General features: G+C 73.3%; 13 protein-coding genes and 1 tRNA gene. 9 read left to right on the forward strand and 5 right to left on the reverse strand.

Features of this window, described 5'->3' with window-relative positions:
- Nucleotides 1-221: 221 nt before the first annotated feature.
- On the reverse strand, nt 222-3,764 hold the full coding sequence (mfd, locus tag RZ84_RS14425; protein ID WP_043264662.1) for a transcription-repair coupling factor: 3,543 nt from the start codon (nt 3,762-3,764) through the stop codon (nt 222-224).
- Nucleotides 3,765-4,181: 417 nt separating this feature from the next.
- Between mfd and RZ84_RS14430 the strand changes: the two genes are divergently transcribed.
- Nucleotides 4,182-5,708 carry an MFS transporter gene (locus RZ84_RS14430; protein WP_198540142.1) on the forward strand — a complete coding sequence of 509 codons (1,527 nt, stop codon included), beginning with the start codon at nt 4,182-4,184 and terminating at the stop codon, nt 5,706-5,708.
- Nucleotides 5,709-6,011: 303 nt separating this feature from the next.
- Here RZ84_RS14430 and RZ84_RS14435 read toward each other — a convergent pair whose 3' ends face one another.
- From RZ84_RS14435 to RZ84_RS14445, 3 genes are all read right to left on the reverse strand, one after another.
- Nucleotides 6,012-7,016: a coiled-coil domain-containing protein gene (locus RZ84_RS14435; RefSeq protein ID WP_347232754.1), complete on the reverse strand. Its 1,005-nt coding sequence runs from the start codon at nt 7,014-7,016 to the stop codon at nt 6,012-6,014.
- Nucleotides 7,017-7,401: 385 nt separating this feature from the next.
- On the reverse strand, nt 7,402-10,548 hold the full coding sequence (locus tag RZ84_RS14440; protein ID WP_043264664.1) for an SUKH-4 family immunity protein: 3,147 nt from the start codon (nt 10,546-10,548) through the stop codon (nt 7,402-7,404).
- Nucleotides 10,549-10,553: 5 nt separating this feature from the next.
- Nucleotides 10,554-11,561, reverse strand: a complete 1,008-nt coding sequence (locus RZ84_RS14445; protein WP_043264665.1) for an HNH endonuclease — start codon at nt 11,559-11,561, stop codon at nt 10,554-10,556.
- A gap of 343 nt (nt 11,562-11,904) precedes the next feature.
- On the opposite strand from RZ84_RS14445, the gene RZ84_RS14450 reads away from it, so the two are divergent.
- Nucleotides 11,905-12,450: a YwqJ-related putative deaminase gene (locus RZ84_RS14450; RefSeq protein WP_043264666.1), complete on the forward strand. Its 546-nt coding sequence runs from the start codon at nt 11,905-11,907 to the stop codon at nt 12,448-12,450.
- 8 nt (nt 12,451-12,458) lie between these two features.
- Nucleotides 12,459-13,019, forward strand: a complete 561-nt coding sequence (locus tag RZ84_RS14455) for an SUKH-3 domain-containing protein (protein WP_043264667.1) — start codon at nt 12,459-12,461, stop codon at nt 13,017-13,019.
- Between the two features lie 117 nt (nt 13,020-13,136).
- On the opposite strand, the gene RZ84_RS14460 is transcribed toward RZ84_RS14455, so the two are convergent.
- Nucleotides 13,137-14,570 (reverse strand): sensor histidine kinase, encoded by a 1,434-nt coding sequence (locus RZ84_RS14460; RefSeq protein WP_078894634.1) that lies wholly within the window; start codon nt 14,568-14,570, stop codon nt 13,137-13,139.
- A 368-nt stretch (nt 14,571-14,938) separates the two neighbouring features.
- Here RZ84_RS14460 and RZ84_RS14465 point away from each other — a divergent pair.
- The 6 genes from RZ84_RS14465 to RZ84_RS14490 all read left to right on the forward strand — a co-directional run bounded on the left by RZ84_RS14465 (nt 14,939) and on the right by RZ84_RS14490 (nt 19,769).
- A tRNA-Gln gene (locus RZ84_RS14465) sits at nt 14,939-15,010 on the forward strand.
- A 132-nt stretch (nt 15,011-15,142) separates the two neighbouring features.
- Nucleotides 15,143-16,624: a bifunctional UDP-N-acetylglucosamine diphosphorylase/glucosamine-1-phosphate N-acetyltransferase GlmU gene (gene glmU / locus RZ84_RS14470; protein ID WP_078893755.1), complete on the forward strand. Its 1,482-nt coding sequence runs from the start codon at nt 15,143-15,145 to the stop codon at nt 16,622-16,624.
- Between the two features lie 73 nt (nt 16,625-16,697).
- Nucleotides 16,698-17,672, forward strand: coding sequence for a ribose-phosphate diphosphokinase (locus tag RZ84_RS14475; RefSeq protein ID WP_043264670.1), 975 nt, complete (start codon nt 16,698-16,700; stop codon nt 17,670-17,672).
- Nucleotides 17,673-17,891: 219 nt separating this feature from the next.
- On the forward strand, nt 17,892-18,467 hold the full coding sequence (locus RZ84_RS14480; RefSeq protein ID WP_043264671.1) for a 50S ribosomal protein L25/general stress protein Ctc: 576 nt from the start codon (nt 17,892-17,894) through the stop codon (nt 18,465-18,467).
- Between the two features lie 93 nt (nt 18,468-18,560).
- Complete coding sequence (gene pth, locus RZ84_RS14485; protein ID WP_043264672.1) at nt 18,561-19,160, forward strand: aminoacyl-tRNA hydrolase; 600 nt, start codon at nt 18,561-18,563, stop codon at nt 19,158-19,160.
- An 81-nt stretch (nt 19,161-19,241) separates the two neighbouring features.
- Nucleotides 19,242-19,769: a hypothetical protein gene (locus tag RZ84_RS14490; protein WP_043264673.1), complete on the forward strand. Its 528-nt coding sequence runs from the start codon at nt 19,242-19,244 to the stop codon at nt 19,767-19,769.
- The last annotated feature ends 76 nt before the right edge of the window (nt 19,770-19,845 follow it).

The following is a 19,845-nucleotide window of genomic DNA, read 5'->3' on the forward strand; positions in this document are numbered from 1 at the left end:
GTGTTCGGACGTAAAGCGAAGCAGTCCGAACACCCACCCCGGAGGCCCCGCACCCGGCACCCACCACACACCAGGGGCCCCACCCCGAACACCCTCCCGCCGAAGGCGGAAACCGGCCACCGACCCCGCCCGCTCCCGCCGAAGGCGGGGAAAACGCACCCGCACCCCCGCGGCGGGGAAGCCGGCAACATGGGGCGCACCCCCAGCCGGCAACGTGGGAGTCATCCCAAAACGGTCGTCAGGAACTCCCCCACCCACGACAGCAGTTCGCGCCCCACCAACGGCTTGCCGCCGATCTTGCCGGTCGTCGGGCGCGGCACCAGGATCTGGCGGGTGGCCGGCTTGAGGACCGTACGGGGGTAGAGGCGCTTGAGGCGGAGCTCCTGGGATTCGCGCAACTCCACCGGGCCGAAGCGGATGTTGGAGCCCTGGAGGGTGATGTCCGAGACGCCGCAGGCGCGGGCCAGCATCCGCAGGCCGGCGACCAGGAGGAGGTTCTCGACCGGCTCGGGCAGCTTGCCGTAGCGGTCGGTCAGCTCCTCGCGGACCGCCGCGATGTCCTCCTCGGAGTTCGCCGAGGCGATGGCGCGGTACGCCTGGAGGCGCAGCCGCTCGCCGGGGGCGTAGTCGTGCGGGACATGCGCGTCCACCGGGAGTTCGATCTTGACCTCCAGTGGGGGCTCCTCCTCCGCGCCGCCCTCCAGGGACGCGCGGTAGTCGGCGACCGCCTCGCCCACCATCCGTACGTAGAGATCGAAGCCGACGCCGGCGATATGGCCGGACTGCTCGCCGCCCAACAGGTTGCCCGCGCCGCGGATTTCGAGGTCCTTCATGGCGACGTACATGCCCGCGCCCATCTCGGTGTGCTGGGCGATGGTCGCCAGCCGCTCGTGGGCGGTCTCGGTGAGCGGCTTCTCCGGCGGGTAGAGGAAGTAGGCGTAGCCGCGCTCGCGACCGCGGCCCACCCGGCCGCGCAGCTGGTGGAGCTGGGAGAGGCCGAAGTTGTCGCCGCGCTCGACGATCAGGGTGTTGGCGTTGGAGATGTCGATACCGGATTCCACGATGGTCGTGGAGACCAGAACGTCGAACTTCTTCTCCCAGAAGTCGACCACGACCTGCTCCAGCTGCGACTCGCCCATCTGACCGTGGGCGGTCTGGATGCGCGCCTCGGGCACGATCTCGCGGAGCCGGGCCGCCGCGCGGTCGATGGACTCGACGCGGTTGTGGATGTAGAAGACCTGGCCCTCGCGCAGGAGTTCGCGGCGGATGGCGGCGCCGATCTGCTTCTGCTCGTAGGGGCCGACGAAGGTGAGGACCGGGTGCCGCTCCTCGGGGGGCGTGGTGATCGTGGACATCTCGCGGATGCCGGTGACCGCCATCTCCAGGGTGCGGGGGATGGGGGTCGCGGACATGGTCAGCACGTCGACGTTGGCGCGGAGCTTCTTCAGCTGCTCCTTGTGCTCGACGCCGAAGCGCTGCTCCTCGTCGACGATGACCAGGCCGAGGTCCTTGAACCTGGTCTCGGAGGAGAAGAGGCGGTGGGTGCCGATGACGATGTCGACGGCGCCGTCCCGCAGGCCCTCCAGCGTCGCCTTCGCCTCGGTGTCGGTCTGGAAGCGGGAGAGCGCCTTGACGTTGACCGGGAACTGGCCGTACCGCTCGGTGAACGTGCCGTAGTGCTGCTGGACGAGGAGGGTGGTGGGGACCAGCACGGCCACCTGCTTGCCGTCCTGGACGGCCTTGAAGGCGGCCCGGACCGCGATCTCGGTCTTGCCGTAGCCGACGTCGCCGCAGATGAGCCGGTCCATGGGGACGGACTTCTCCATGTCCTCCTTGACCTCGGCGATGGTCGTCAGCTGGTCGGGCGTCTCGGCGTACGGGAACGCGTCCTCCAGCTCGCGCTGCCAGGGGGTGTCCGGGCCGAAGGTGTGGCCGGGCGCCGCCATCCGCGCCGAATACAGCTTGATCAGGTCGGCGGCGATCTCCTTGACGGCCTTCTTGGCGCGCGCCTTGGTCTTCGTCCAGTCGGCGCCGCCGAGCCGGTGCAGCGTCGGGGCCTCGCCGCCCACGTACTTGGTGACCTGCTCCAGCTGGTCGGTGGGGATGTAGAGCCGGTCGCCGGGCTGGCCGCGCTTGGCGGGGGCGTACTCGACCAGGAGATATTCGCGGGTGGCGCCCTGGACCGTGCGCTGCACCATTTCGATGTAGCGGCCGACGCCGTGCTGCTCGTGGACGATGAAGTCGCCGGCCTGGAGGGTGAGCGGGTCGATCTGCTTGCGGCGGCGGGCCGGCATCCGGGCCGCGTCCTTGCCGGCGGCCTTCTGGCCGGACAGATCGGTCTCGGTGAGCACCGCGACCTTCAGGCCCGGGTCGATGAAGCCGTTGTCGATCGAACCGCAGGCCACATGCACGACGGACGGCTCGATCTCGCCCAGGTCGGCCTCCAGGCGGGCGGCGATGCCCTCACCGCCCAGCACCTCGACCGTACGGGCCGCGGGGCCGTGGGCCTCGGTGACGAACACCGTGCGCCAGCCGTCCGCGAGCCACTGCTTGGTGTCGGCCAGCGCCCGCTGGGTGTCGCCCCGATACGTCTCCGGCGCGTGCATCCCCAGCTTGAGGGTGTCCCCGTCGGCGTCTTCCTCGTCGCCGGCGGCGAACGGAGACACCGACCACCACGGCATGCCCAGCTCGCGGGCCCGGTCGCGGACGTCCGCGATGCCCCACAGGGACGCGGCGCCCACGTCGATCGGGGCCGAACCCCCGCCCGCGGTTGCCGCCCAGGACGCCTGGAGGAACTCCTGGCTGGTGGCGACCAGGTCGGCGGCCCGGGTGCGCACCCGCTCCGGGTCGCAGACCACCGCCATGCTGCCCTTCGGGAGGACGTCCAGCAACAGCTCCATGTCGTCCACGAGGACGGGCGCCAGGGACTCCATGCCCTCGACGGCGATCCCCTCGGCGATCTTGCCGAGCAGCTCGCCCAGCTCCGGGTGCTGCTCGGCGAGGTGCGCGGCCCGCGCCCGCACCTCGTCGGTCAGCAGCAGCTCGCGGCACGGCGGCGCCCACAGCCCGTGCTCGGCGACCTCCAGGGACCGCTGGTCGGCGACCTTGAAATAGCGGATCTCCTCGACGTCGTCGCCCCAGAACTCCACCCGCAGGGGGTGCTCCTCCGTGGGCGGGAAGACGTCCAGGATGCCGCCGCGGACCGCGAACTCGCCGCGCTTCTCGACCAGTTCGACGCGTGCGTAGGCAGCCGCCGCCAGTCCGTCGACGACCTCCTCCAGATCGGCGGTCCGCCCCGTGCGCAGGCTGACCGGCTCCAGCTCGCCCAGCCCCTTGACCTGCGGCTGGAGCACCGAGCGGATCGGCGCGACGACGACCGAGACCGGGCCCGCCGTCGGGTCGTCCGCCTGCGGGTGGGCGAGCCGGCGCAGCACCGCCAGCCGGCGGCCGACGGTGTCCGAGCGCGGCGAGAGGCGCTCGTGCGGCAGCGTCTCCCAGGAGGGGAACTCGACGACCGCGTTGTCCTCGCCGGCCGGCATCAGCGAGCGCAGCGCGGCGGCCAGGTCCTCGGCCTCCCGGCCGGTGGCCGTCACCGCCAGCACCGGGCGGCCGGCCTGCCGGGCGAGAGCGGCCACCGCGAACGGGCGGGCGGCCGGCGGGCCGACCAGGTCCACGTGCGGCCGGTGTCCGTCGGCCGCGGCCTTGACCGCTTCGGCGAGCGCCGGGTCCCGTACGACGGCGTCGAGCAGACCAGTCAGGCTCATGAAAAAGATTCCGTCCCAGCGAGGCGAACAACGCGACCGGTCCGACACTCCCTCGGCAGCGCCGACGGGCGCGCACGGACCAGGGTTGCCAACCTTACGCGCGCCCACTGACAACCGACCGCCGGATCGGGCCGCCGGCCCGTCCCACCCTTCGAGAAACCCCGTTCCGCCCGGCGCCGGTGCGTGGAAGGGTGTCGGCAGAATCATGCCGACTACACGTAGTGGGTCGGGCGCACAGGACAGGGCGGTCGGGCGGGTGCCGGCCGCGCCACGCACCACGCCAGGAGGGGCCCGGTGAGCCGCATCACCCAGGACAGCCACAGCGCCGGCCGGAACGGCGCCGGGAACCAGCGACCGGGCGGGCCGGGCGCCACCGGCCCGGCCACCTCGCGGCGCGGCCCCGTGGTCGCCGCCCTCATGCTCGGCATGGCGCTCGCCGCCCTCGACTCGACGATCATCGCCACCGCCATCCCCCAGATCGTCGGCGACCTCGGCGGCTTCGCCGTCTTCTCCTGGCTCTTCTCCGGCTACCTGCTCGCCGTCACCGTCACCCTCCCCGTCTACGGCAAGCTCTCCGACACCTACGGCCGCAAGCCCATCCTCGTCACCGGTATCGCCCTCTTCCTCCTCGGTTCCCTGGCCTGCGCCGGCGCCTGGAACATGGCCTCCCTCATCGCCTTCCGGGTCCTCCAGGGCCTGGGCGGCGGCGCCCTCCAGGGCACCGTGCAGACCATCGCCGCCGACCTCTACCCGATGAAGGAACGCCCCAAGATCCAGGCCAGGCTCTCCAGCGTCTGGGCCGCCTCGTCCGTCGCCGGGCCGGGGCTGGGCGGGCTGCTCGCCGCGTACGGCGACTGGCGCTGGATCTTCCTGGTCAACCTGCCCGTGGGCGCGCTCGCCCTCTGGCTGATCGTCCGGCACTTCCACGACAGCGAACGGGCCCGCACCGCCGCCGGGCAGCGCCCCCGCGTCGACTGGCCCGGCGCGCTCGCCATCTTCGCCTGCGGCGGACTGCTGCTGACCGCCCTCGTCCAGGGCGGCACCGCCTGGCCCTGGCTCTCCGCGCCGTCCCTGCTGCTGCTCGCCGGCAGCGCGCTGTGCGCCGCGGGCACCGTCGTCATCGAACGCCGCGCCGCCGAGCCGATCATCCCCGGCTGGGTCTGGCGCCGCCGCACCATCTCCGCGGTCAACCTCGCCCTCGGTGCCCTGGGCCTCCTGATGGTCGCCCCCACCACCTTCCTGCCCACCTACGCCCAGACGGTCCTCGGCCTCGGCCCGATACCCGCCGGCTTCGTGCTCTCCGTGATGACCGTGAGCTGGCCGATATCCGCCGCCTTCAGCAGCCGGGTCTACACCCGCACCGGCATCCGGAACTGCGCGCTCCTCGGCATGGCCGCCACCGGCCTGATCCTGCTGGCCTTCCCGCTGCTCCCCTACCGGGGCGCCGCCTGGCAGCCCGCGCTGCTCATGCTGGCGCTCGGTGCCGCGCTGGGCCTCTTCCAGCTCCCGCTGATCATCGGCGTCCAGTCCTCGGTCGGCTACGCGGAGCGCGGCACCGCCACCGCCTCGATCCTCTTCTGCCGCCAGGTCGGCCAGTCCATCGGCGCCGCGCTCTTCGGCGCCATCGCCAACGCCACCCTCAACGACCGCCTCGCGCACGCCCCTTCGGCCATCCGCACCGGTCTGCCGCACGACCTCGACGCGGTCTCGCACGCCCTGGAGCACGCCGGTGCGCTCACCGCCCGCACCGCCGACTACCTGCGCCGCGCCGTCGACACCACCGTCCACCACGTCTACCTGGGCGCCGCCGCTGCCGCCGCGCTCGCCCTGCTCGCCGTGCTCCTGCTGGCGCCGCACCGCTTCCCCGTCCACGCGGATGCCCGTACGGGCACGAGCCCCACGGACGCGGCCACGCCTGCCGCGCCTGCCGCCCCGAACAGCTAGGCCCTGTCGTCGAACTCCCGTCGTCCGCCCGAAGGGTGGGCCGGGCGGCGTCCGGTGCGTGCTCTCGGCGTGCCGGGCGACGGCCCCCGTACTGGAGTACTGGGGTCGTTGCCCGGTGCGGCGAAGGGGGTCCCCCCGCCCGAGCCGTGCGAGGCCGGTTCGAGGGTGGGGGCGCGTGCAGGGCGTCGCCCGGCAGGCGGGAGTTCGACGACAGGGCCCAGGTGCGTTGTTCGGGCAGGTTGGTGACGCGGCTGCCCGAGGGGGCGGGACGGTCCGACGGGTCAGGGCCGGGGTCCGCCTGGGCTACCGGCCGCCGCCGCGCTCGATGCGGGGCCGCTGGGTCTCCACCGTCTCCTCGTTGTCCGGATCGCCACCGGGGGCGGCGGCACCGACCGCGGGACCGGCGTCCGCGCCCATCGCGGCGAAGTCCCCCGGGTCCTTGCCGGTGAGCGCCGCCAGGCTGTTGCGCACATGTGCCATATGGGTCCGGACCTCCTCACGCTCCTCGTCGTGCTCCCGCACGATCCGCTCGGTGGCCCGCTCGATCCGCTCCGCGTCGACCCGCGCCTGCGCCAGCAGCTCCGCGGCCCGTGCCTCGGCGTCCTCCTGGCGGTGCCGGGCCGACTCCTCGGTCTCCGCGGTCAGCCGCCGGCGCTCGGTGACGACGGCCTCCCCGTGCGCGTCCAGCTCGGCGACGCGCAGGTCCATCTCGGCCGCCAGGCTGGTCAGTTCGCGCTCCAGGCCGTCCCATTCCTCGTTCTGCCGCGCCTCCTGGTCGCGCAGCAGCTGCGCCGTGCGGCGGCGCATCTCCACCAGCCCCGCGGACGCCTCGGACCGCAGCTGCTCGGCGTCCTTGACCGCCGCGGCCACCAGCGCCGACGCCTCGTCGCACGCCGCCTCCTCGATACTGCGCGCGTCCTCCGACGCCTCCGCGCGCAGCCGCTGCGACGCCTTGTCCGCCGCGGTCTGCGTCCGATGCCCGAACGCGGCGGCATCGTCGCGCATCCGCTCCGCGGCGGCGTCGGCCTCGGACCGCAGCCGGGCCGCCTCGGACTCCGCGGTCGTCAGGATCAGCCGGGCCTGGTCGCCGAGTTCCTCGTAGGTCTGCTCCGGCAGCTGCGCCACGTAGGCGCGCAGCTCGGCGAGTTCGTTCTCCATCTCGTTGCACAGGTGCGTCAGCCGTGCGGCCCGCTCCCAGCAGGAGTCCCGGTCGATGGAGAGCCCCTCGACACGGCGGTCCACGTCCTCAGGGCGGTAGCCGCGTCCTCGTACGGTCTCGAACCCGTGAGGCGAAACCGAAGTACTCATCCCTCAAGCCCCTCTCCGCTGCGCACAGCAGTCGCGCGGACCCGCATTCCTCCGGACAGTCCCGCGCACATCTTTCTGGATAGGCCCGAAGCGGCTCCATTACGACACTCCGCCCATTCCCTCCCACAAGGATGCGGCATGTCCGGCAGAAGCCAGAATTGGATCTTCGCCCGCGAGGGGGGTGCCGACTGTCAACGACCTGACACGGTCGGATGTCACGGGAAGCGCGCGGTGCGGCGCGGCGCGGCGGCGCGCCGCACCGCGCGCGACGGAAAGCGGGGGCGCGGACGGCCGAGCCGTCCGCGCCCCCGTCGTGTGCCGCGCCGGATCAGCCGGCCCGGCCGCCGGCCTGGTTTGACGAGGAGGGCCTACAAGACGAGAGGGCCTACAACAGGCCGTCCCACATCTGCTCCAGCAGGACCGACCACCAGGTCTCCGGCGATCCCAGTGCCGGCGGGTCCAGCGCCACCAGCTGTGCCTGGAAGTCGACCGTCCAGCGGCCCGCCTGCTCCGGCGTCAGCCCGTAGCGCAGCCGCCACATCCGCCCCAGCATCGCCAGGCAGCGCACGAACTCCGGCAGCCCGGTGTTCACGAACTGCGGTGCCACCGGCTGCCCGCCGGGCCCGGCCTCCAGCGGGACCGCGACGACGTTCGCGGTCCCGTACTGGACGCACAGCTGACGGCCGAAGTCGTTGCCCATGACCAGGTACGAGCCCGCGTCCGGCGCCGGCTGCACACCGCGTTCCGCGGCCAGTTCCGCCAGCGTCGGCACCGGGCGGCCCGGCTGCGCCTGCGCCCAGAAGAACGGCCCGAAGTCGACCGGCAGCCCGGCCCACACCAGCATCTGCGCCACGACGTCCGGTACGCCCTGCCGGGAGACCGCCCGCTGGTCGAAGTGGAAGATCCCCTGCGGGCCGAACGCCTGCTCGAGCTCCTGCCCGATCGCCGGCGGCGGCACCGGCATCGCCGGCTGCACCTGCGACGGGTGCGGCAGCGGCGCCCGGACCGGCGCCGGCCGCGCCGGACCGTCCGCGACCTGGTGCAACTCGCCCTGGTGCTCCACGAGATGGCGCACGCCCTGCTGCCGCGAGGCGTGGTCCCGGCCGTACGCGGCGGTGTGGCTGATCCGCACCTGCGGCCAGGTCTCCCGGATCATCCGGGCGCAGTAGCCACCGGGCAGATCGCAGCACTCCAGCTCGGTGTGCAGCTCCACCACCTGCTGCGGCGGCACGTTCATCGCGCGCAGCTCGTGCAGCAGCTGCCACTCCGGGTGCGGCGTACCGGGCGCCGAGCGGCGCACGATCTTCTGCTCGGAGCCGTCCGGTGCGCGGTAGCTCAGCACGGCCATGTAGCCGGGGCCGACGGTCGGTTGACCGCTGGGCGCCTGCGGATAGCCGTACGCACCGGGCGCGCCGGGACCGCCGGTACCGGTAACTCCGGGACCACCGGGGCCGGGTGCGCCGGGCGGGCCCGGCTGGGGGTACCGGCCGGCGCCGGCCGGGGCGGGACCGGGCAGGTCCGGAGGGGCCACCGGAGCGCCCGGCGGCGGGACGCCGGGACCGGCGGACGGCGGCATGCCGGGGACACCGGGACCGCCCGGACCACCGGGGACACCGGGACCGCCCGGACCACCGGGGCCACCGGGGCCACCCGGACCCGGCAGCGCGGCGCCGCTCGCGAGCATGGTCGCCGCGGCGTGCACACCACCGCCGGCGTTGCCCGGCGGGGGCGGCGGCGGAGGCGGGCCGCCCTGGCCGCCGGCGCCCCGGCCGCCCGCGGACGCACCGGGCTTGCCCGGCGCCCCCGGAGGCCTGGGCGCGCCGAGCGCACCGGGAGGCGCGGGCGGTGGCGGCACGCCGGGACCGCCGGCGCCCGGACCGTTCGCCGGGCCGGCGCCGGGCATGCCGCCCTGCAACGCCGCGCCGTCGGCCAGCATCGTCGCGGCGGCGTGCACCCCGCCTCCGGGACCGCCCGCACCGGGACCGGCCGTACCGGAAGCACCCGGTCCACCGGCCGCACCGCCGTCCGAAGGCCCGTCGACCGCGCTCAAGTCCAGGTCCGCCGCGTCCAGTTGGGACACCAGCTGGGTGGGTACGTAACCGCCGGCCGGCGCACCGGGCGCACCGGGGCCGGAGGGCGCCGGGCCGTCACCGGGGCGCGCGTCCGCCTTCTGCGTCGCCTCGGCCGCGACCGCCTCCGGGTCCGGTCCACCGGCCCGGCCCTCCCCGGGAACACCGGGCGCGCCGGGAGGCGGCGGCGGGCCCCCGGCGTCACCGGGCACCGACGCGCCGTCGGCCGGCATCGTCGCCGCGCCGTGCGCCCCGCCCGAGTACGGCGGTGCCGGGGGCACGGGGGGCGGCAGCGGCGCCGACGGCGGCATCACACCGGGCGGCGGCGGGACCTCGGCGACCGGCGCCCCGGACGGCGGCGGCAGGTCCGGCAGCCCCGGCGGCGGCACGGACGGACCCGGCGGCGGGGGCGGGGGCATCGCCCCGGGCGGCGCGGGCGGCATCTGGGGCGGCGCCGACGGCACCGGCGGAGCCGCGGGCGGTCCACCGGGCCCGTCCGGACCCGGCTGACCGCCGTCCGGGGAACCCGGCGGGGGCGCCACCTGCGTACGCGGCAACTGGCTGCCGCCGTACAGCAGTTCGGTCTTCGCGTCGGGCCGGGCCCGCGGCTCCGACGGGGTGTCACCCGCCGCGTCGAGACCGGCGAGCGGCGGCGCGAACACCGTCTGGGGCAGCCCCACCGACCGGTCCTCGCCGTCGTCGTCGGAGGTGGTGTCCGCGGCGGCCCACGGCGTCTCCCCGCCGGAGGCAGCACCGGACGCACCGGACGCACCGACCGCACCGGGCGCGGCGGGGGAAGGAGTTGGGGAAGAGGAAGGAGAGGAAGGGGACGGGGAGGAGGGCGCGGGGGGCGCCTCGGCGTCGTTCACGTTCACCTCGGCCCAGGCGTCCGCGGCGGCCGGCCCGGCAGCGGAGGCGGAAGCAGCATCGGCACCGGCACCCGAACCGGAACCCGTAACGGAGTCGGCGTCGGAGCCGGCCCCGGAGCCGGATGCCGGCTCGGCCTGCGCGCCGGCCCCGCCGGCCCCACCGTCCGCGTCGGCCGTGCTCGTGCCCGTATCCGTGCCCGTGCTGCTCTTGCGTCCGCCGATCCCGATCGCGTCCGCCGCCTCCTGGAGCCACTCGGGCGGCGTCAACAGGAACGACGTGGCCTCCAGATCGATCCGCTGCGGCGGCGCCTCCGCCGCGCGCCCGCCGTCGACCGGCGAGCCGTACTCCTCCTCGTACCGGCGGATCACCTCGCCGACCGGCAGCCCCGGCCACAGCGTCGTCTCCCCGCTGTCCCGGGCTATGACCAGCCGGCTGCGGCCACCGTCGACCCCCGGGCCGCCCTCGCGGTCCTCCGCCCAGGCCACAAAGCCCAGGTCGAACTCCCGTACCCGCACCTCGCGTTGGAGCGGTGGCGGCACATCGCCGTTCACCCACTGCTCCGCACGCTCCTGCGCCTGCGCGAATGTCACCACCGCGATCAGCCCCCCACCGGTACGGCGTACGCGAAGCCGCCGTCCACCATCAGGTTCGCCACCGTCTCCAGCTCCGGCGGATTGCCCGCCAGCCGTCCCAGGAACTCGTCGAAATCCGCACCGCAGGGCAGCAGCAGCCGCGCCACCCGCTCCTGCACCGTCAGGCCGTTCTCGTCCCGGGCGTCGTCGTAGGGGCAGAACCACACCGAGCCCGGCGCCTCGCCGCGCACCTTCACCGCCACCACCCCGCCCTGCGCGAACGCCACTCCCAGATAGTCCTTGGTGAAGTGGTCGCGCAGGCACTTGTTGACATAGACCAGGTCGTTCAGCGCCGCGTCGTCCCGCACCGTGAAGAACGGCTGGTCGACCAGCAGTCCCAGCTCCGCGTCGAGCGCCGCGCCCACCGGCGCGCAGCCGCCCGCCGCTTTCAGGAACGACCGGTAGGCGCCCGGCAGCCGGTAGCCCAGCGCCTCCTCGGCCTGCGCCAGCTGCTCCTCGGGCACCGACAGGTCGCGGCGCGGCAGCCCGAAGTGCACCGGCCGGGTCTCCTGCAACGGCCGGGTGCCCCGCTTGTCGTGCGCCACCGCCGCCGTCGCCAGCCCCGCGTGGTGCCGCAGCAGCGCCTTCACCTCGACCGGGATCAGCTCCATCCGCCGGGTGCCCGCCACGTGATGCCAGGTCCAGCCGTGCGGCGTGGCCACCGCGGGCACGTCTATCCACAGCTCGTGGCCCTGTGCGTGCAGCGCCGCGTTCGCCGACACGTAGTCCGTCAGCCGCAGTTCGTCGACGCCGAAGCCCTCCGGAGGCTCCGCGATCTCGGCCGCCGCCCGGGCGTACGGCGAGAAGTCCGGGAAACCGTGCCCGTCCATCCGCACCCCGGCCGGATAGCGCGCGGCCCGCACCGGATCCGGGAAATGCACGACCTGCCCGGCATAGGCCGAGTTCGGTGGCACGGGACGTCCTCCGGCCTGGAGGCCGGGATGCGCCCCCAGCCCTTGCCGACCTGTCGTCATCGCGGTTGCCCCCTGGCTGAAGCTGGCTTTGGGGCACAGCCTATGTGGTACCGCAACGCCCGCCCGTCGCCCGGCCACCGCCCCTCGACGGCGCCGCGGCGCGGCGACACCCCCAACCGCCCCCGCCCACCCACGTCAGCCCCGTGACACCCCCGCGTCACCCGGCACCCCGCCACCCCGGCACCGCCCAGCGGCACCCCGCCCACCAGCCCCGTTACCGGGCATCCGACGAACCGTCACAGCCCAGTGACATCCCTGACAGCGTGCCCGACTACCGCAATGCCCAGCACATTTGGCAGTCTGACTCCGCAACCAGGGGGATTGCAGGGAGGGAAGCACCACCATGAGCACCACCGCACACCACACATCGACCACCGGCTCGACCTCCGGCGACCCCCGCGCCACCGGCGACCCCCGCATCGGCTGGAGCGGCACCGCCGACACCGACCGCGCCCCGGTCCTGCGCCACCGCCGCGACGGCATCCTCCCCACCATCGGCGCCGCCCTGTCGGTACGCGGACAGACCCTCACCGGTACGGCCAGCAAGGCGGAACAGCCCCCCACCCTGCACCCCCTCGTACAGGACTTCCTGGACACCCTCGCCACCGACCGGCGCTACCGCTTCACCGGGCGCTGTCCCGAGGCCGTCCTGCTCTCCCGGCACCTCACCGCCGTCGAGGCCAACCGCGGCAAACGGGCCTCCCGCAAGCCCCTCACCAACGGCGAGGCCCGCCGCTCCCTGAAACACTCCAAGATCACCGCACGCCATATCCGCGAGGACGGCGACCCCGAGCACGGCAACTACGCACCGCCCTGCCGCTCCTGCGACGCCCTCCTCGCCCACTTCGGCGTCATGCCCATCGGGGCGTCGACGCCCCAAGGGAGCTGACCGCCACCATGCCGCCCACCCCCGCGCCGCGCACCCCGGCCCACGAGCGCACCGGGTCCACCCGCTTCCCCGCCGCCGTGGACGTCGCGCTCCAGGACGCCGGCTGGCAGCCCGGCCGCTGGGACATAAAGCAGGCCGAGGAGTGGGCCGACACGCTCCGCGCCCACGCCTCCCCCGCCGGCCACCGTCACACCGTCTTCGCCGCCGCCGTCGAAGCCTGGGCAGAGTTCGGCGGCCTGCGCATCACCGGGCCGGGCCCCGGCCGGCACATCGCGCCCACCCCCTTCGCCATCGACCCGCTGCACGGCCTGCACCTCGCCCGCACCCTCGGCGACCTCGGTCGCGCCCTCGGCACCGACGTGGCCCCCCTCGGCCGGGAAGAACTCCCCGACACCAAGACCACCCGCGGCACCACCCACCCCCAGGCCGCCCTCGCCATCGACACCGAGGGCCGCGTCTACAGCCTCGACCACACCGGCGACTGGTACCTGGGCCCGGACCTCGACCAGGCCCTGAGCACCCTCGTCCTGGGCACCCGTCCGAGCCGGCTGACCGTCGCGGCGGACTGAGCGGACTGAGCGGACTGAGCGGACCGAGGCGACGAGCCGCAGCAGCGCAGCGGGCGGCGCACGGAGTCCGGGCCGGGGACGGAGGCTCCCGCTCGGCCGGTCACGCCGCCGTCCGTCTCACCCGGCCGCGGCCCCGGAGCCCGCACCGGCCACCGGCACCACCGCCGACACCCGGAAGCCCCCCGCGTCCGTCGGGCCCGAGACGAAGACGCCGCCCAGCGCCGTCACCCGCTCCCGCATCCCCACCAGGCCGTTGCCCCCGCTCGGCAGCCCGGCGTCCGTCGCCCCGCGCTCCGACGGGCCGTTCTCCACCTGCACCGCCACCTCGCCGGCCCGGTGCGCCAGCCGCACCCGCGCCCGCGCGCCCGGCGCGTGCTTGTGCACATTCGTCAGCGCTTCCTGCACCACCCGGTAGACGGTCTGCTCGACCCGCGCCGCATACCGGCGCCCGCCACCGCCGTCCGCGGCCCCGGTGCCGTCCTGCGCATCGCCGGCGGCGCCGTCCACCGAGAGCTCCACCGTCATCCCGGCCGCCCGGGACTGCCCCACCAGGTCCCCCAGCTCCGCCAGGCAGGGCCCGTCCCCCTCCGGCTCGCCCGGCGCCGCGGCGGCCGAACCGGCCGCGTCCGCCGGCGCCGGCCGCACCGCCTGCGACGCCACCGCCACCAGCCGCGCCGGCTCGTCCGACCCGGCGGCGCCCCGGACCGCCGCCCCCTCGGCCGTCCGCAGCACCCCCAGCATCTCCCGCAGCTCGGTCAGCGCCTGCCGCCCCATGTCCCCGACCAGCGCCGCGTTCTTCGCCGCCTTCCGGGGGTCCTTGAGCGCCACCGCCTGGAGCGCCGCCGCGTGCACCACCATCAGGCTCACCCGGTGCGCGACCACGTCGTGCATCTCCCGCGCGATCCGGGTGCGTTCCTCGTTACGGGCCCACTCGGCCCGCTCCTCGGCGCGGTCCGCGAGCAGCGACAGCTCGCGCTCCAGACCGTCCGCCCGCTCCCGCAGACTCTCCACCAGCCGCCGCCGGGCGCCGATGTACAGGCCCCACAGCACCGGCGGGGCCGTCAGGACCAGCCCCACCGCCAGCGACATCGCCGGCACGAACCACTCCGGCGGATTGAAGTGGTGGTCCGCGGCCACGTCCTGCCGCATGCCGAGGAACGTCGTCACCAGCGTCCCCACCACCGTCATCCCGGCCAGCAGCCCGGTGATCCGGCGCGGCAGGTCCGACGCGGCGAGTGTGTAGAGCCCCACCACGCTCAGCAGCCCGCCCATCTGGGCGGGCATCACGGCTATCGAGACCAGCACCACCACGACCGGCCACCGCCGGCGCAGCAGCAGCACCGGCCCGGCCACCAGGCCGAGCAGCATCCCGAGCGGCTCGGGTACCCCCACCGTGTGCGCGAACGGGATCCCCTCCGCCGTGCACTCCACCGTGGACGCCACGGCCAGCAGCACGTCCAGCACCGCACTGCGGCGCCGCGCCCACCACCAGGGACCGCCCCCCGGCCTGCCTCGCGCGGCCACGTTCTCACTTGCCCCCGTTGCGGTCATACCGACCAGCGTACGGGCGCCGCCGTCCGTTCCCAGGTTCCGTGCACGGACACAGGTCTGGCCCATTACAAACCGTTACGACCAGATATCCCGTGAACCGCTGAATCGTTCGCATTTCCACCGCCCACCGCATCCACATCCGCGGGGACTCCGGGAGGTGAGAACTCCGGGAAACGCCGAGAAAAGCCGAGAAAGCCGGGAAGGCCGGTAAGGACGGGAAGGCCGGGAAAGGGAGGCAACGGCCGCCCCGTCAGGCGCGATCCGCATGGCGCCGCCCCATATCGTCGCGCCGGAGGCCGGTGGTACGGCATAGTGGTGGGTGCCAAGCGATCAGCCCGACGCAATGTCCGGTCTGAATCGCATTTCCATCCCCTGTGGTGTAATTGGCAGCACTGAGGCTTTTGGTGCCTTATGTCCGGGTTCGAGTCCTGGCGGGGGAGCACACGCCGGCAACGGCACGGTTCGGGTCCTGACCACTCGGTCAGGACCCGCCCTCGTTTCGCCCGCAAAACGCCCCGGTATCCTTCCGGTGACCACCACCCGAAGTAGCCAAGAAGCCGAAGGGCATCTCCGTGAGCGCCAACCGCCCGGCCGCCGTCGTCGTTCTCGCAGCGGGTGAGGGAACCCGCATGAAGTCGGCGACCCCCAAGGTCCTGCACGCGATCTGCGGACGCTCCCTCGTCGGACACGTCGTCGCCGCATCCCGTGAACTGGACCCCGAGCACCTCGTCGTGGTCGTCGGCCACGCCCGCGAGCAGGTGCGGCAGCACCTCGCCGAGGTGGACCCCGCCGTCCGCACCGCCGTCCAGCACGAGCAGAACGGCACCGGGCACGCCGTGCGCACGGCGCTGGACGAGCTGCGCGGCAGCGGTGCCGCCCTCGACGGCACGGTCGTCGTGGTGTGCGGCGACACCCCGCTGTTGACCGGCGAGACGCTGCGGAAGCTGAGCGACACACACGCGTCGGACGGGAACGCCGTCACCGTGCTGACCGCCGAGGTCCCGGACTCCACGGGCTACGGGCGGATCGTGCGGGACGAGGTCTCCGGCGCGGTGACCGCGATCGTCGAGCACAAGGACGCGAGCCCGGCGCAGCGGGCGATCCGGGAGATCAACTCCGGGGTGTTCGCCTTCGACGCGCGGCTGTTGGTCGACGCGCTGGGCAAGGTGCGTACGGACAACAGCCAGGGCGAGGAGTACCTCACCGATGTGCTGGGGATCCTGCGCGAGGCCGGGCACCGGGTCGGCGCCGCGGTGGCGGCGGACCACCGGGAGATCCTGGGGATCAACAACCGGGTGCAGCTGGCGGAGGCCCGCCGGCTGCTGAACGCGCGGCTGCTGGAGCGGGCGATGCTGGCCGGCGTCACGGTGGTCGATCCGGCCACGACGTGGGTGGATGTGACGGTGTCGTTCGAGCAGGACGCGACGGTGCAGCCCGGGACGCAGCTCCTGGGGGCCACGCATGTCGGTGCGGGTGCCGAGGTCGGTCCGCAGTCGCGGCTGACCGACACCCGGGTCGGCGCGGGCGCGTCGGTCTCCTTCACGGTGGCGGACGGCGCGGAGGTCGGGCCCGGCGCTTCGGTGGGTCCGTACGCGTATCTGCGGCCGGGGACGGTGCTGGCCTCGAAGGCGAAGGCCGGGACGTTCGTCGAGATGAAGAACTCGCAGATCGGCGAGGGCACCAAGGTGCCGCATCTGTCGTACGTGGGAGACGCGACGATCGGCGAGTACACCAACATCGGTGCGGCGAGCGTGTTCGTGAACTACGACGGTGAGGCAAAGCACCACACGACGGTCGGTTCACACTGCAAGACGGGCTCGGACAACATGTTCGTGGCGCCCGTCACGATCGGGGACGGCGCGTACACCGCCGCCGGTTCGGTCATTACCAAGGATGTGCCCCCGGGTTCGCTGGCGGTCGCGCGCGGCCAACAGCGCAACATCGAGGGCTGGGTCGCGCGCAAGCGACCCGGGAGCGCCGCCGCGCAGGCCGCCTCGGCTGCTCGCCAGGAGTCCGGTCAGGACTCGGATGCCAAGTCCGAGGGCGAGCGGTGACTGTGCCGACGGGTACGCCGTGCGGGGCGTACCGTGATGAGCGCACGCAAACTGTGATGCAAGGAGATTTGCTGTGACCGGGATCAAGACGACCGGCGAGAAGAAGCTGATGCTCTTCTCCGGCCGCGCCCACCCCGAGCTTGCCGAGGAGGTCGCGCACCAGCTGGGTGTGGGCCTGGTCCCGACGAAGGCTTTCGACTTCGCGAATGGCGAGATCTACGTTCGCTATCAGGAGTCGGCGCGCGGCGCGGACTGCTTTCTGATCCAGAGCCACACGGCTCCGATCAACAAGTGGATCATGGAACAGCTGATCATGATCGATGCGCTGAAGCGGGCCTCGGCCCGGAGCATCACCGTGGTCTGTCCGTTCTACGGGTACGCGCGCCAGGACAAGAAGCACCGCGGCCGGGAGCCGATCTCGGCGCGGCTGATCGCGGATCTGATGAAGACCGCGGGTGCCGACCGCGTGGTGACGGTCGATCTGCACACGGACCAGATCATGGGCTTCTTCGACGGCCCGGTGGACCACCTGTTCGCGCTGCCGGTCCTGGCGGACTACGTCGGTGCGAAGGTCGACCGCTCGAAGCTGACCGTGGTGTCCCCGGACGCGGGCCGGGTGCGGGTCGCGGACCGCTGGTGCGACCGGCTGGGCGCGCCGCTGGCGATCGTGCACAAGCGGCGCGACAAGGACGTGGCGAACCAGGTCACCGTCCACGAGGTCGTCGGCGATGTACGGGACCGGGTGTGCGTACTGGTCGACGACATGATCGACACCGGTGGCACGATCTGCGCCGCGGCGGACGCGCTGTTCGCCAACGGTGCGGCGGACGTCATCGTGACGGCGACGCACGGTGTGCTGTCCGGTCCGGCGGCGGACCGGCTGAAGAACTCGAAGGTGAGCGAGTTCGTGTTCACGAACACGCTGCCGACGCCTTCGGAGCTGGAGCTGGACAAGATCACGGTGCTGTCGATGGCGCCGACGATCGCGCGGGCGATCCGCGAGGTGTTCGAGGACGGCTCGGTGACGAGCCTCTTCGAGGAGCAGTGAGCCGGATCCGGTGATCCGGTGCGGGCCCCGGCCCGCAGCGGGGGCTCCGGAGATCCATTTTGGGGCGGCCTGCCCGCCGGGTAGACTCATCGAGTTGCTCGGCGAGGGAGGCCGCCCTTTTGTGCGGTGGCTGTCCGTTATCGACGCGCTCTTCGTAGCAGGTCTGTCGTGGGCCGGGTGACGCCCCGCAGATGTTTCTGAGATACGAGGAGTGCAGTCATGGCTGAGGTCAAGCTCACCGCCGAGGCCCGTGCCGATTTCGGCAAGGGCGCCGCCCGCCGTCTTCGCCGCGAGGCCAAGGTTCCGGGTGTCGTTTACGGTCACGGTGCCGAGCCGCAGCACGTCGCCGTCGACAGCCACGCGCTGATGATGGCCCTGAAGACCCCCAACGCCCTGATCCGTCTGGACGTCGACGGCAAGAGCGAGCTGGTCATCCCCAAGGCCGTGCAGCGCGAGGCCATCCGCCGCTTCCTGGTCCACGTGGACTTCCTGGCCGTCAAGAAGGGCGAGAAGGTCGCCGTCGAGCTCCCGATCCAGACCGAGGGCGACCTGGCGCCGGGCGGCAACCTGCTGGAGCACGTGCTGAACACCCTGCCCGTCGAGGCCGAGGCCACCCACATCCCGGAGTCGGTGACGGTCTCCATCGCGGGCCTGGAGGCCGGCAACGCGGTGCTGGCGAAGGACATCGTGCTGCCGGCCGGTGTCTCGCTGGCCGTTGAGGACGACGCCGTGGTGCTCCAGGTCGTCTCGGCGCAGGCCGAGGCCCCGGCCGAGGCGGAGGGCGAGGCCGCCTGATCGCACGTTCCGGAATTTCCGGAATACTCTTTCAACCGCTGTCCCGTGCTCTGGCGCGGGGCGGCGGTTGACTGCTTTCAAGGAGACACGGAAATGGCGGAGATGGCGGGCGCAGAGTGCCCTTGGCTCATTGTGGGGCTGGGAAATCCGGGGACGGAGTACGCGGCCAATCGCCACAATGTGGGTTTCATGGTGGCGGATCTGCTCGCGGAGCGGACGGGCGGGCGTTTCAAGGCGCACAAGGCGCGGGCGCAGGTCGTCGAGGGGCGTATCGGCCCGCCGGGGCCGTCGAGCCGCCGGGTGGTGGTCGCCAAGCCGATGTCGTTCATGAACCTCTCGGGCGGGCCGACGACCGCGCTGCGGGATTTCTACAAGGTCCCGGTCGCCAACATCATTGCGGTGCATGACGAGTTGGACATCGATTACGGTGCCCTGCGGCTGAAGCTGGGCGGCGGGGACAACGGGCACAACGGCCTGAAGTCGATCACGAAGTCGCTGGGTGCGGATTACCACCGGGTGCGGTTCGGGATCGGCCGTCCGCCCGGCCGGATGCCGGTGGCGGATTTCGTGCTGAAGGATTTCTCGTCGGCCGAGCGCAAGGAACTGGATTACTTCGTGGACCGGGCGGCGGACGCGGTGGAGGCGCTGATCCTGGAGGGGCTGGAACGGGCGCAGAGCACGTACAACTCGTGAATGGGGCAGTGCGGGGCAGGGCCTGACGAATGGTCCGGCGGAGGTTGACCGGGCGCGGCGGTATGACCAAGGATCGCCGCCATGCCCCCACGCAGCAGGCGGACCGGTTCGGTCAACCGCAGCAAACGCAGTCGTACCCGGCGGTTCGGCGAGAGTGCCTTCGGGATGCTCATCGTCGCCCGGACCGCGGTGATGGCGCTGCTGGCGCTGCTCCTGCTGGTCGCGGGGGTGTGGACGTCGTGGGGGACGGCGCGGTACGCGATGCTCGCCAAGGGGCGGGAGCGCGGCACGATGACGGTGGCGGCGTGTGCCGCGGACCGCTGCACGGGGCCGTTCGTCCCGGTCGAGGCGGGCGGGCGGCGGCGGCAGGTGTCGATCGCGCAGGCGGCGGTGAAGAAGGGCGAGCGGGTCGCGGTGGCGCTGCGGCCGGATTCCACGCGGGCGGTGCGGACCGGGGCGGGCGGTGTGCTGCACGCCTGGGTGCCGTTCGGCGGGTCCCTGCTGCTGGCGTCGCTCGTCGTGGCGGGCGGGATCCGGCTGCGCCGTACGGCGTGGCTGATGGGGTTGCTGGGGGCGGCGCTGCTGGTGGCGGCCTTCGCGACGATGTAGACGAGTAGACGACAGACGAGTGGCTGAGCAGCCGGGGCGGATCCCGGCGTACGGCGGCGGCCCGCCCCTCTTCGCC

The organism is Streptomyces sp. CT34 (assembly GCF_000805335.1).
Classification (GTDB): domain Bacteria; phylum Actinomycetota; class Actinomycetes; order Streptomycetales; family Streptomycetaceae; genus Streptomyces.